Source organism: Mucilaginibacter myungsuensis (assembly GCF_015222005.1).
Lineage (GTDB): Bacteria > Bacteroidota > Bacteroidia > Sphingobacteriales > Sphingobacteriaceae > Mucilaginibacter > Mucilaginibacter myungsuensis.
This window is the reverse complement of the sequence record NZ_JADFFL010000001.1, coordinates 406,172-421,263: the sequence shown is the minus strand read 5'-3', so window position 1 is coordinate 421,263 and position 15,092 is coordinate 406,172. Positions and strand designations below refer to the sequence as shown.

Sequence of the window (15,092 nt, the reverse complement as noted above, 5' to 3'; positions counted from 1 at the left end):
CCTCTTCCTTAATCGGAAGGGGCTTGCAAATGGGAACAAACGCCATTGCTATGCTTAAAAATTACATCAAAATTGCCTGGAGGAACCTCTGGAAGAACAAAGTTTTTTCGGGGATCAACATCGTCGGCCTTTCGGTGGGCATGGCGGCTTGTATCATCATTATGCTTTTTGTTAAGTACGAGAAAAGCTTTGATGAGTTCCATACCAAGAACATTTACCGACTGAACGAGGTGCAGAAGTTCCCTGGGATGAACGCCTCGCAAAAGGTTGGCTTATCCATGTATCCAATGGGGCCGACGATCAAGGCCGATTTCCCTGAGATCAAGAACTTTACCCGCGTTAATTGGAAAGAAAAATACCAGACTACTTATCAAGATAAGCGGGTGTTTTTGCCGCAGGTGTTTTTTGTTGACTCTACTTTCCTTAAGATATTCGATTTCAAGCTGATCAGCGGCGACCCAAACACTGCGCTTGAAAAACCTAACACAGCTATCGTTACTGCCGAAACCGCTAAGAAATTATTTGGCGATGCCGACCCGATGGGGAAGACCATTACCCACTATGGTGGCGACACTACATTATTTACCATTACGGGTGTGATGCAAAACGTTCCTAAAAATTCGCAATTGCAATTTGATGGTCTTTTTAATTTTCGTACGATATATCAGTCATGGATGGGGAGTTGGTCTGGCAATTGGCTGGATACTTACTTTGAGATAGACCCTAAGGCAGATATAGCTGCCCTTGAAAAGAAATTTCCGGCCTACCTAAAAAAGCGTATGCCTAACCCGGAGAATGTGAAATATTATGAGTTATTCTTGCTGCCCTTAAAGGACATCCATGCCAACGCTGGCGATATTGGATTGGATTATCTCAACTTCCAAAAGTTTGATGCCAAGTCGACAAACCTATTTGCAATCATAGCCATTATCGTATTGGTTATCGCTTGTATCAACTTCATGAACTTGTCTACTGCCCGTTCGGCAGAGCGGGCTAAGGAAGTAGGTATCCGCAAATCGATCGGCGCAAGACGTTTTCAGCTATCGATGCAGTTTTTAGGAGAGACCGTGTTACTATCCCTGATTGCGTTAGTGGTTGCTTTGATCTTGGTAGCGTTAGCACTTCCGTACGTTAATAACCTGAGTCAACGCGAACTTGGTGGACCGCTTTACCATAGCGTGGGCTTTATTTTGGCAATCATTGGTGGTGCCATGTTTGTAGGCTTACTTTCCGGCATCTATCCGGCAGTTTTCCTGTCGTCTTATAAACCTGTTAAAGTTTTAAAAGGCTCGGTAGAGACCGGCAAAAACAAAGGCAACTTTAGAAACGTGCTTGTGGTAGGGCAGTTTGCGAGCGCTGTCTTTTTAATGATCGCTACTATTTTTGTAGTAAAGCAGTTACGCTTTATGCAGCAGAAAGATCCGGGTTTTGATCGCGAGCAAATAGTAACCATTCCGCTAAGTGGTCAGGTGCAAAAGAATTACGAAGCATTTAAACAGCGCCTGTTAGGCAACGCCATGATACAGGGTGTAACCGGCGCGCAAGATCAGCTTGGTAGCCACCTCGATCAAAGCGGGGTAGATTTTAAATACAATTCAGAACCTCTCAAAAATCTTGCTGTCACCCGGCTTATCGTCGACGACAATTACCTGGACGTGTACAAGATAAAAATGGCAGAAGGCAAAAACTTCTCTCGTAATAAAGCCAGCATAGGTAAAGAATACATCGTGAACGAGTCCTTAGCTAAAATGTTGCTAAAAGACTATCCAAATGCAAAACAGTCATCGTTGATCGGGCAGTATTTTGGTTTTGACTCAGTAGGTACCATCGTAGGTATTGTAAAAGATTTTAATTTCAACTCGCTGCATCATAAGGTAGAGACCATGTTCCTATCTAACCACGCTGATTGGGGTATCAGTCAGGTATCTGTTAAGATCAATGCCGGTAAAGCTGCCGAAGCATTGGCGTTCATTAAAGTTACATGGGACAATATCAATCCCGACTTTCCTTTCGAATATCAATTTTTGGATGACCACTTTAATGAGGTGTATAGGGCGGATACTCAGGTCAGCAAGATCGTAGGCATACTGGCCGGGCTTGCTATTTTGATATCCTGTCTGGGTCTATTCGGTTTGGCCTCGTATTCAGCTGAGAAACGCGTGAAGGAGATCGGTGTACGTAAAGTACTCGGCGCGTCTGTCCAAAACATTGTGGTGCTGCTATCTACGCATTTTGTTAAACTGGTTTTGGTAGCCAATTTATTAGCGTGGCCAATAGCTTGGTATGCGATGAACAAATGGTTAGGGAGATTCGCCTATCGTATCGATATCAACTGGTTCACTTTTGTTTTGGTGGCCATGCTGTCGGTATCGATCGCGCTGCTTACGATCAGTTTTCAGGCTATCAAAGCTGCGATAACTAATCCGGTAAAGAGCTTACGTAGCGAATAAAGTAAAGTCCGGAAGTCCGTATAAGTCGGAACGTTCGGAAGAAAACGATAAATAACATCATCCGGGGGCGGTCTTTCCGACATCCGGACTAAAAATAAAAACCTATGCTGAAGAACTACATCAAGATCGCTTTACGAAACATGGGTAAGAACAAGTTCTCTACCTTCATAAACGTTACCGGATTGGCGGTAGGGATGGCCGTAGCTATCCTGATCGGTCTTTGGATATACGACGAGCTATCTTACAATAAATACTTTAAGAACTACGACCGCGTGGTGCGTATAATGCAGCACCAGACCTTTAATGGAAATACCGGCACCCAAAACTCCATGCCATTGCCGCTCGCCGGCGTGCTTAGAAAAGACTACGGTAATGTTTTTAAATACATGGTGATGTCATCATGGACACAGGAACATATCCTGACCTATCGCGACAAGAAGCTTAACCGTGAAGGGAACTACATGCAAGAGGAAGCCCCTGAACTGCTGACGCTTGACATGGTGAAAGGAGACCGTAATGCGCTTAAAGATCCGTCATCCATCATTATTAACGAACGTTTAGCCAAAGCGCTTTTCGGCGATGAAGACCCTATGGGTAAGGCCATTAAAATGGATAACCGTATCAACGCGAAAGTTACGGGCGTTTACAAGAACCTCCCTAAGAATACCGAGTTCAACGATATGGATTATATCACAACGTGGGCGCTTTATGTGTCTGCTGAACCTTGGTTAAAAAGCAACGTAGATAATTGGGGCAATAATTCATGGCAAGTATTTGCTCAGTTGCAACCCGGTGCCGATCTGGAAAAAGTTAACCTGGCCATCCGCGATGTGAAATTGAAGAATGTAGCAAGAACAGGTGATAACCTGGCCAAGTCCTTCAAGCCGGTGATCTTTGTATTCCCAATGAACAGGTGGCACCTGCTCGACGAATTCAAGAACGGAATAAATACCGGTGGCCGCATTCAGTTCGTGTATATGTTCGGAATTATTGGTATATTTGTAATACTGTTGGCCTGCATCAATTTTATGAATTTGAGCACGGCCCGCTCCGAACGCCGAGCCAAAGAGGTCGGTATCCGTAAAACCATCGGCTCGTTACGCAGCCAGCTCATTAAACAATTCTTTAGCGAATCCCTGCTGATCACTTTATTCGGCCTGGCATTATCTGTAGTATTGGTTTTAGCAGCATTGCCATGGTTCAATGAGGTGGCCGATAAGGAGATGCACATTCTTTGGGCTAACCCATTGTTTTGGGTGATATGCATCGTTTTTAGTTTGATCACAGGTTTGGTGGCGGGTAGCTATCCGGCATTGTACCTGTCGTCGTTTCAACCTGTACAAGTTTTGAAGGGAACTTTTAAAGCGGGTAAGAATGCCGCATTGCCGCGCAAGATATTGGTTGTATTGCAGTTCACGGTGTCTATCACGCTTATCATTGGCACTATCATCGTTTTCCGCCAGGTGCAGCATACCAAGAACCGTCCGGTAGGTTATAACAGGGCAGGGATCGTACAGATCCTGATGAAGACCGAACCGGTGCACCAGCACTTTGATGCTGTACGTACCGATCTGTTGGCAAGTGGGAAAGTAGAGGAGATATCAGAATCGAGCAGTGCGCTAACCCAGATATGGTCTAACTGGAGCGGTTTTGAATGGAAAGGAAAAGCGCCGGACCTGCAGGACGATTTTGCTTACATCCAGATCAGCCCTGAATTTGGAAAAGTATCAGGTTGGAACGTGATAGATGGACGCGACTTTATACGCAATAACAAAGCCGATTCTAACTCTATGATACTGAATGAATCAGCCGCCAAGTTTATGAATTTGAAACATCCGGTAGGCGAGATCGTGAGGCATGGCGATAGCAAATACACCATAGTTGGTGTAACGCGGGATATGGTGATGTCGTCGCCTTATAATCCTGTTAAACCGGCCCTTTTTGTGTTCAACCGCGAGGCGCAGGCATTTATGACCGTTCGCGTTAAAGCAACAGTAAATATGTCCGAAGCTTTAGCTGAGATCGAAGAGGTGTTTAAAAAATATGACCCAGAAGCACCGTTCGACTATAAGTTCACCGATTCGGAATACGCTCAAAAATTTGCGGATGAAGAACGCGTAGGCAAATTGTCGGCCTTCTTTGCCTCGCTGGCCATCTTTATCAGTTGTATGGGCTTGTTCGGTATGGCATCTTTTATGGCCGAACAGCGCACTAAAGAGATAGGCGTACGCAAAGTATTAGGCGCATCGGTGCTGAACATCTGGAGCCTGATGTCAAAAGATTTTGTGCTATTGGTGGTGATATCGTTAGTGATCGCCAGCCCGGTAGCCTATTACTTTATGGAAAGCTGGTTACAAAATTACAAGTACCGAGCTGAATTATCGTGGTGGATATTTGCTATTACCGCTATCGTGGCCATATTGATCACCATTTGCACGGTTAGTTTCCAGGCTATCAAGGCAGCATTGAGCAATCCGGTGAGGAGCTTGAGGTCAGAATAGAACAACTTCCGGACTTTCGGTCTTTCAGACTTCCGGACTAACGAAAAGTTATGATAAAGAACTACATCAAAATAGCGTGGCGCAACTTGCTGAAAAGCAAGCTGTATTCGTTCGTGAATATTTTAGGGCTGACCATTGGTTTAACCATCGGTATGCTGATCCTGCTTTGGGTGCAGGACGAAATGAGTTTCGACACGTTCCATAGTAAAGTGAATACCATTTACCGTGTGAATGGGGTTACGGGGTCGGGCCAGGGTATAAAGATCTGGGACAACGCCCAGGGGCCTGTAGCCACTACCGCCTTGCGCGAGATACCGGGCGTACGCAATGCGGTACGTATCTCTCACGGTTGGAATAGCATCTATACCTACAAAGATAAACTGCTTAAAGAGGAGAATACTGGTTATACCGACCCATCGTTCTTCGTGATGTTCGATTTTAGGCTGATCAAAGGGAGTAAGACAAAGCCGTTCCCAACTGATCAGTCGGTGATCATTACGGAGTCGACCGCCAAACGTTATTTTGGCGATGATGAGCCGGTAGGTAAGGTGATACAACAGGATCACGAGACCAATTTTACGGTGAGCGGTGTGATAGCCGATTTCCCGGATAATTCCAGCATCAAGTTCGATATGCTGTTCCCGATAAATATTATTGCCCGTCAGTACAACGCCAGCAACTTCTGGAAGTCATTAGATACAGATTGGGGTAATTACGGTTACTCTACTTTCTTTGATATCAAGCCTGGTACCAGCCTACAACAAGTTTGCGACCACCTCATCAATGCACAAAAGAAAGTAGCGCCCTGGATAAAGGTAAGTCCTGGCAATGGTTATCGCTTACAGCCAATGTCCGATATCCATTTTTACCAGGCTGATGGCTCATCAGGTTCGTTACAAACGGTCAAAACCTTTTTGATCGTGGGTATTATTACTCTATTGATCGCCTGCATCAACTATGTTAACCTGTCTACAGCCCGTGCTATGCTAAGAGCTAAAGAGGTGAGTATCCGCAAGATCATTGGGGCACAGCGCAGGCAGTTGTTCGCGCAGTTCATTATCGAGTCGGTGGTGTTCTTTTGTGTGTCGCTCTTCCTGGCGTTTGGGTTGCTGTATATACTAATGCCTTACTACAACGATGTATCCGGCAAGCACTTACAACTGGATATGCTCAATGCCGACCTTTGGAAGGTGGTTGCAGTAACCTTTGTTGGTACGCTGGCAATTTCGTCTATCTACCCATCTTTGTTGCTATCGTCGTTCGAGCCTTTAAAAGCTTTGAAAGGTAAACTGACCATGGGAATTGGCCAGGCCGCGTTCCGCAAGATATTGGTGACCACGCAATTTGTATTTTCGGTAACGCTGATCATCGTTACGGTAGTGATCGGTAAGCAATTGAAATTCATCCGTGAGAAAGATCCTGGGTACGATCGTTCGCAGGTGTTCTCGTTCCGTACGGGTCAGTTGGGTGAGCATCTTGACGCTGTTAAAGCGAAGTTAAAGAGCGTGCCGGGTATCCGGGCAGTTACATCGTCGGACAATAAACTGGTTGATAACGGTCGCGCCACAGGCGGGGTTGACTGGGATGGCAAACCAACCGATATGATGTTCATTATGCATCATTTTGGTATCGACGAAAATTTTATGCCCGTGATGAATATCAAATTGAAGGCCGGCAAAAACTTTAGCGGGAGCAAGGCTGATGCTACACATTTTATCCTGAACGAGACAGCCATTGCCATGACGGGCATTAAAGACCCGATAGGCAAGCGTTTTAAATATCAGGAGACCGAAGGGACGATCATTGGTGTGGTGAAGGATTTTAACGCGGCATCGTTTAAACAAAATATAGACCCGGCCGTGATCTATTACCAACCTTATGGTTACAAACTCTACATCAAAACCACAGGTAAAGACGCTGCGCAAGCTATTGCCGCCTGTAAACAGCTTTGGGATAAATACAACTCCGGCTTCCCGTTCGAGTATCGCTTTATGGATGAGGAGTATGACGCGTTGTACAAAACCGACCAACGTAGCGGCGTGCTGTTCAATATCTTCTCGGCCGTGGCTATCGTGATCTCATGCTTAGGGCTGTTCGGTCTGGCTACCTACACCGCCCAGATTATGATGAAAGAGATAGGCATACGCAAAGTATTAGGCGCAAGCGTGGGTGGCATCATTGCGTTGGTATCCAAAGACTTTTTGAAGCTGGTGGTACTGGCTATTGTCATTGCGTCGCCAATTGCTTGGTGGGCAATCAATAAATGGCTGGAGGAATTCGTGTTCAGGATAGATGTCGGCAGTTCGGTATTCCTGATTTCAGGTGCTATTGCCATTGGTATAGCGGTGCTTACCATCAGTTTCCAAACCATCAGAGCGGCAACGGCAAATCCGGTGAAGTCGTTAAGAAGCGAGTAGAGAATGATCCGGTAGAGACCGGGTTCTGAAAAAATCAATTAACATCTTTCGGACTTTCCGTCCCGATAGAGATCGGGATATGCGGACTTTCGGATAAAACAATACTATCATGTTAAAAAATTACATCAAGATCGCCTAGCGAAACTTATTAAAGAATAAAGCATTCGCGGCTATCAGTGTTATCGGCTTGGCTTTAGGCATGGCCTGTGGTATCCTGATATTCACGTTGGTAACGTATCATTTAAGTTTTGATACGTTCCATAAAAACCCGGACCGGATCTACCGCTTTGTGACCGAATGGCACGATGACGAAATAGACCGATCTAGTTCGGTACCAATGCCTGTTGGGACGGCTTTTCGGACCGACTTTAGTTTGGGACAAATAACGGCCCGTACTTTTTTGATGGGCAACAGTTTGGTGACCATTAACCAGGGCAACGATGTTAAAAAGTTTAGAGAAGAGAACGGTGTCACTTTCGCCGAGCCGGGCTTTTTAGATATATTCAATTTTCCGCTTATCAAAGGCAACAGTAAGGAACTGTTTGGTAAACCCAAGCAAGCTGTAGTTACGGAGAAGGTGGCATTTAAATTTTTTGGCACTACAGATGTGATAGGAAAAGTCATCAAAGTGGAGAATAAGACGCAATTCACCATTGTGGGCGTTCTGAAAAATATACCTGCCAATACCGATCTGAATACAGAGATCTACGTATCCTACGGCAGTCTTATTGATTACGACGCATTTGGCAACGATAAAAATTGGGGTGGGGTAATGAGTTCTTCTAAAGCTTACACATTACTGCAGCCTGGCGTTACGCGTGCCGCGGCAGACATGGCTTTGGCACAATTACCTAAAAAGCACTTTACAGGCCGCGATGCTTCGGTTTGGAAATTTAAGTTGCAACCACTCAGCGATGTGCACTTTAATACCGAATTTGATGCTTACGCCAGCAAGACCTATTTGTGGGCGCTGTTCTTTATCGGTTTATTCCTGATCATAACGGCATGTGTAAATTTTGTTAACCTGGCCACGGCCCAGGCGCTAAACCGCGCTAAAGAGGTGGGCATACGTAAGGTAATGGGTAGCTTACCTTATCAATTATTTTGGCAATTTATTGCAGAAACGGCTATTATCACGCTGGTTGGTGTAATTGTGGCAGTAGGCTTGGCCGAACTATTTTTACCGATGCTAAATGGCCTATTTAAAACCGAAATGGATTTCCATTGGATGCAGTTAAGTCTGTTTATTGTTTTTGCCACCGTTGTGGTAATCTTTTTATCAGGATCTTACCCGGGGCTGGTATTGGCAAGGTTTCAACCGATCCTGGCCCTTAAAAGTAAATTATCACAAAAGGATGTGGGCGGGTTTTCGTTACGACGAGTATTGGTAGTTACGCAGTTCGTTATATCGCAGGTACTCATCATAGGGTCTATCGTTGTGGTGGCGCAGATGCGTTATGCTCAAACTGCCGATCTTGGTTTTAAAAAGGATGCTATTGTTTTGTTACCGATGCCCAAAAATGATAAAGCGACAGTGGGTACTATGCGCAACCAATTGTCGGGCATACCCGGTGTCGAGTCTGTTACCTTTTGTATGGGCGCTCCGGCATCGCGATCTAACAGTACCACCGGCATCAATTACGATAACCGTGCGGAAGACGAGCACTGGGGGATCAATATGAAGTCGGCCGATGATCAGTACATCTCCACATTTAATATTAAACTGGTGGCTGGTCGTAACGTTTTTGCTGCTGATACCGTGCGCGAATTTTTGGTGAACGAGACTGTCGCCCGTAAATTAGGCATCCAGCCTAAAGATCTGATCGGTAAAAAGATCGCTGTTAACGGCGGTACTATAAAAGGGCCTGTAGTTGGCGTAGTGAAGGATTTTTATAATCACTCGTTCCACTCAGAGATAGCGCCGATCTGTATCATGACCCAAAGTGACAACTATTATACTGCGGCCGTCAAAATGGACATGCGCCATGCAAAAGAGTCACTGGCCGCATTCGAAAAGATCTGGAGCAGCACTTTCCCCGAAGAATTATACTCTTACCAATTTTTAGATGAATCGATAGCCCGTTTTTACGAGTTGGATAATACCTTGTTAAAATTGGTCGAAGCATTTGCTGCTATCGCCATCATCATCAGCTGCCTTGGCCTGTATGGCCTGGTATCGTTCATGGCGGTACCTAAAACCAAAGAGATAGGTGTACGCAAAGTATTAGGTGCTAACATTGGCCAGGTACTATGGCTATTCGGCAAAGAGTTTACTTATCTGTTACTTATTGCTTTTGTGATAGCCGCCCCACTGGCAGGCTGGGCCATGCACAATTACCTGCAGGATTTTAAGTATAAGATAAGCCTTGGCCCTGGTATATTTTTAGCGGCCATTGCATCAACATTTGTTATAGCCGCGATAACCGTGAGTTACCGCGCAACCATAGCAGCGCTGACCAACCCGGTGAAGAGCTTGAGAAGCGAGTAGGAAGTTTTTAAGTCTGAAGTCTCGAGTCAAAAGTCTTAAGTCAAAAAAGAACGACTTAAGACTTTTGACTTCGGACTGTAGACTTCAGATTCGAACCTGTATCATAACCGAACGCTTTCTGTACACAAGCGGACGGCATTATATAGTTTATTTGTAGTTATATCTCTGTAAATCAATAATTTATATATTTGGTACGTTTATTCTATACGGTTATCCGGTCCATAGTCCGTTCACAATTCAGTTTGTACTTATGATACGTAACTACATCAAAATAGCCTGGAGAAACCTTTACAAGCACAAGGCTTTTTCTCTAATCCACGTTTTGGGATTAACCATTGGTATCACCGTTTGTATGATGATCTTCCTGTTCATCATGAACGAATTCAGTGTGGATAAATTCCATCAAAAAGGCGACCGCATTTACCGTGTGATGCGCCGTTTTGATCAGAACAAGACAGATGTACCTTACCTGTCAGGCCCTTATGCCCCGGCTTTGTTGAATGACTATCCGCAGGATATCAAGATGGCCGTGCGTGTGCGCCCAACTAATTATTTGGTTTCGTTTGATGATAAGGCATTCTCAGAAAAAAAGGTTTATGATGTCGACCCGGGCTTCTTTGAACTGTTCTCTTTTCCACTGATCAAAGGGGATACTAAGCAGGTACTTAAAAACCCGAACAGTGTTGTGTTGACAGAGCATACCGCTAAAAAATACTTTGGCAGCATCGATGCCGCGATGGGTAAGGTGATCAAACTGGACAAGACCTTGCCGCTTACCGTGACCGGAATTGCCAAAAACATCCCGTCAAACTCGCACCTGGATTTTGACTTTGTAGTCCCGATCACCAATTACACGCAAAGCGAAGGTTTTAACGGCTGGATAAATAACGGTCTGTTCGTTTACGCGTTGTTAGATCAAAACACCGATGTAGCACGCCTGCAAAGCCACTTTGGTGACTTTATGGAAAAGTATATGGGTAACGATATGCGCAAGTTTGGGATGAGCTTTAGTATATCGCTAAGGCCATTAAAAGATATTTATTTTGAACCTTCGAGCGCTTTTGATAATGTGAAGCATGGAGATAAGACGGTGGTTTACATCTTTATTTCTATAGCGGTATTGATCATGATGATCGCTTGTATCAATTTCACCAACCTTTCTACTATACGGGCGGTAGAACGTTCTAAAGAGGTTGGCTTACGTAAGGTATTGGGTGCCTTAAAGAACCATTTGATACTGCAGTTTATAGGAGAATCGTTACTGTTGACCATTGTTTCCTGCATCCTGTCGGTAGGGTTGCTATTGGCTTTGATGCCGTACTATAACGATCTGTTAGGTTACTCATTGACAGTATCGTGGAACACAGCGCCAATTTATCTGTTCCTGATCGGCGTGATCTTAGTGGTTGGCTTTTTAGCCGGCAGTTACCCTGCGTTCTTTTTGTCGGCTTTCTCACCGATACAGGCTTTAAAAGGCAGGTTGAAGTTAGGTAAGGGCGGCTCGTTGTTTAGGCAAGGGTTGGTCGTAGTTCAGTTCAGTGTATCGGTATTACTGATCATTGGAACGATCGTGATCGTTAGCCAAATGAACTACGTAAAAAGTAAGCAATTAGGTTATGACCAGTCACAATCTGTAGTGATCCCGATCGATAATAACGATATTTACGATAAGCGCGACATCTTTAAAAAACAGCTGACGCAGAATAGCAATGTAGCATCGGTATCCCTAATGTCGGGCGAGCCGGGTGGCTTTTTTGACGTGCAGGGCTTTGAAGCAGAAGGACAGCGGGAAATTTTTAAACCCCGCACAGAATATGCCGACTTTGAATATGTAAAGACCTTAGGGTTAAAGATCATCGCCGGGCGGGATCTGTCGCCTCAGTTTGCTACCGATAGCACACAGTCGGTATTGATCAATCGTACCGCTGCTACCAAGTTGGGATTTACACCTCAACAAGCGCTGGGCAAATGGATGAGGAATGCCGTACGGGACAGTTTAAAACGAAGAGTAGTTGGGGTGGTAGAAGATTTTAATTTTCTGTCGCTGAAAGAGAACATGGATGCGCTGGTGATATCGCCAAGTGACGACCGACGGGTAATTGTAGTTAAACTGAAACCGGGCAGCCTTGATGCCGGATTGAACGCGGTTAAAGATACCTACCGCAATGTAGCACCGGTCTATCCTTTGGAATACACTTTCCTTGATCAGAAATTTAATATCACCTACAAAAAAGACCTTCGCCAGCAAACTATCTTAAGCATCTTCTCTGGCCTGGCTATTTTTGTGGCTTGCCTTGGGCTGTTCGGTTTGGCGTCATTCACGGCTACCAAACGCACTAAAGAGATAGGCGTACGCAAGGTATTGGGTTCATCGGTACCGAATATTCTGTTGCTACTGTCTAAAGATCTGCTTAAACCTGTGCTGGTAGCCACTGTCATCGCTATGCCATTAGGCTACTATTGCATGGATAAGTGGCTGCAAAACTTTGCTTACAAAATAGACCTTAACTGGTGGGTATTCGCGCTTGCAGGTTTGGTGACAGCCATCATCGCTTTTGCGACCATCAGTTTCCAGTCGGTGAAGGCGGCATTGGCTAATCCGGTGAAGAGTTTAAGGAGTGAGTAGAAAGAAGTCCGGAAGTCCGCATAAGTTGGAAAGTCCGGAAGTAAAAAGTAAAACTTAAGAAATAGCTTCCGGACTTTCGGTCTTTTCGACTTCCGGACTAACAAAATATCATGATAAAAAACTACATAAAGATCGCCTGGCGCAGCCTGCTAAAGCATAAGGCTTATTCGTTCATTAATATTGCAGGTCTCAGTATCGGTTTAACAGCTTGCCTAATAGTTGCGACGGTGGTATTCGACGAATTATCGTACGATAGGCAATGGAGCAAGGGTGACAATGTGTACCGGATATTATGTTCCAGCACGCAGGTTAAGGACCGTGCGCCTATGTCCGTAGGTTATGCAGGCATAGGGCCAACTTTAAAGCGTGAGCTGCCAGAAGTTGAGAATTACTGCCGCATGTCGACCCACAAAGAGCGCTTAAAATTAGGCAGTGCCGATGATGGCGTAGAGTTTATAGCCCTTGATGCGGAGCCGACCGTTTGGGATGTGCTGAATTTTGACATCTTACAAGGCGATCCGCGGAAATTTGTTGCGGGTAAAGGTAATTTGGTGATCACCGAGAAGGTACGCGATCAATATTTCCCGGGCCAGGATCCAATAGGCAAGGTTATTAAAAATGTGCCAACTTTTGGAGATGTGCAGGAGTATGTGGTGACCGGCGTGATCAAGAGCATCCCCCAGAATAGCCACTTGCGGTCGGATATCATCACACTTAGCCAATATCGCGCTCAGGATAACGTAGTGCCGAAGGATGGTTACGCTACCTTTTTACCGGGATATATTATGCTGAAGCCCGGTACAGATGCGGCTGCTTTCACAAAAAAAATGAACCAATGGTATAGCAAATACTTCGATGGTAAGCCGGATTATGTATATCAATTTCAGCCATTTAAGGATATTTATTTAAAGTCATCTCAGTTAGATGGTTACCAAAAAGTGGCAGGCAACATCCGTAACGTTTACATATTTGCGGTGGTGGCTGCTCTGTTACTGATCATTGCTTGCATCAACTTTGTGAACCTGACCGTTTCGAGGGTGTTTAACCGTGCAAAGGAGACCGGCATCCGTAAGGTCTTGGGAGCCGAGAAAATGCAACTGGTGATCAGGTTCTTATCCGAGTCGGTTATCTTTTTTGTGATCGCGCTCGGTATAGCAATGGTTCTATATCCTCTTTTCATTAAACCGGTCGAAGCTTACCTCGGCCACGAATTGGTGCTGAACATGCAAAGTGGCGGCTATCTATTCGGAATCATCGGTATCGTGTTGCTGATCAGTCTGTTGACGGGGCTGTATCCTGCCTGGTATTTATCGCGGCCAAAACCGATAGCGATACTAAAAGACAAATTGACCAGCCGTACTCAATTAAGTTACCTGAAGAAAGCTTTGGTAGTAGGGCAGTTCGCTATAACGGCTACTATCATCATCGTAAGCATTGTAGTACATACCCAGTTGAATTTTGTATCGACCAAAGATCTTGGTTTTAAAAAGGATAATTTGCTGAGCCTGTCATTTAACAGCTGGGGTAACAAAGGCGGTGCTTTCAAGCAAACGCTGTCCCAACTGCCGGGTGTAGAACAGGTGAGCATCACCAGCTGGTATCCGGCCAGTGGCGGACCCGGTAATATGTCTAAGACGGTGGATCTGCCCGGCACTAAAACCAAGATCAATATTTTTTTTATTGACGGCGATGCCGACCTGCCGGCCGTTTTGGGCTTAAAAACGAAGACAGGCCGTTTGTTCGACCGTACTAAACCGTCTGACGTAATGAATGCCGATTCGGCTATGAATCCGCAAAGTCAGGCTACTAAAGATCAATTGGCTGTAAGGCCGTTGCTTACCACAGCATACACAGCTAAATTATTAGGCTTAAAGGCAGGGGAGAAGTACAAATTTGGTGGTGTACCGATAGGCATCGTAGAAGATTTTCATGGTGAATCCCTGCATACCAAACTACAACCGACTTTTATCCATGCAACAGAGATACAGGCGTGGGGTAGTATCTTGATCCGGGTGAAACCAGGTCAGCAGACAAAAATATTAAATGCTGTTAATAAGGAATTTAAGAAGTTCTTCCCGGATAAACCATTTAAGTATGATTGGGTAGCTGATGCAGTGAACGACCAATACAAAGCCGATCATAAATTACAACAACTGTTCACCTGTTTTAGCGTGTTAATGGTGTTCCTGGCATGCCTTGGTTTGTTCGGTTTAGTAAGTTTTACTGCCGAGCAACGGGTTAAAGAAATAGGTATCCGTAAGGTGTTGGGTGCGAGTGTAGCTAATATTAACGCTTTGATATCTAAAGACTATTTGGTTTTGGTGGCGATCTCAATCATAGTTGCGTCGCCGATAGCCTGGTACTTTATGCAGCAATGGCTACAGGATTTTGCCTATCGGATACATATCCAATGGTGGGTTTTTGCGTTAGCTACAGTTATCACATTGCTGATAGCCTTAGTTACGATCAGTTTCCAAACGATAAAAGCAGCGTTGGCAGATCCGGCTAAGAGTTTAAGGTCTGAGTAGAGAAAAGTCCGGAATTCAGAGAGATTGAAAGTCCGGAGGTAGAAGAATATTAAAATAATAAATTTCGGTTTCTCGGTCGTCC

Annotated in this window: 6 protein-coding genes; all 6 read left to right on the top strand. The window is 44.9% G+C overall.

Features of this window, described 5'->3' with window-relative positions:
• Positions 1-50 precede the first annotated feature (50 nt).
• The 6 genes from IRJ16_RS01810 (at position 51) to IRJ16_RS01785 (ending at position 15,010) form a co-directional block, all read left to right on the top strand.
• A complete protein-coding gene (locus tag IRJ16_RS01810) occupies positions 51-2,450 on the top strand; it encodes an ABC transporter permease (protein WP_194109800.1) in 2,400 nt (799 codons plus the stop codon).
• Positions 2,451-2,554: 104 nt separating this feature from the next.
• The gene (locus IRJ16_RS01805; RefSeq protein ID WP_194109799.1) at positions 2,555-4,951 is read left to right on the top strand and encodes an ABC transporter permease; all 2,397 of its coding nucleotides are present in this window, start codon (positions 2,555-2,557) and stop codon (positions 4,949-4,951) included.
• A 50-nt stretch (positions 4,952-5,001) separates the two neighbouring features.
• Positions 5,002-7,368 (top strand): ABC transporter permease, encoded by a 2,367-nt coding sequence (locus IRJ16_RS01800; protein ID WP_194109798.1) that lies wholly within the window; start codon positions 5,002-5,004, stop codon positions 7,366-7,368.
• Between the two features lie 172 nt (positions 7,369-7,540).
• On the top strand, positions 7,541-9,856 hold the full coding sequence (locus tag IRJ16_RS01795; protein ID WP_317174001.1) for an ABC transporter permease: 2,316 nt from the start codon (positions 7,541-7,543) through the stop codon (positions 9,854-9,856).
• Between the two features lie 250 nt (positions 9,857-10,106).
• Complete coding sequence (locus IRJ16_RS01790; protein WP_194109797.1) at positions 10,107-12,482, top strand: ABC transporter permease; 2,376 nt, start codon at positions 10,107-10,109, stop codon at positions 12,480-12,482.
• 110 nt (positions 12,483-12,592) lie between these two features.
• On the top strand, positions 12,593-15,010 hold the full coding sequence (locus IRJ16_RS01785) for an ABC transporter permease (RefSeq protein ID WP_194109796.1): 2,418 nt from the start codon (positions 12,593-12,595) through the stop codon (positions 15,008-15,010).
• The last annotated feature ends 82 nt before the right edge of the window (positions 15,011-15,092 follow it).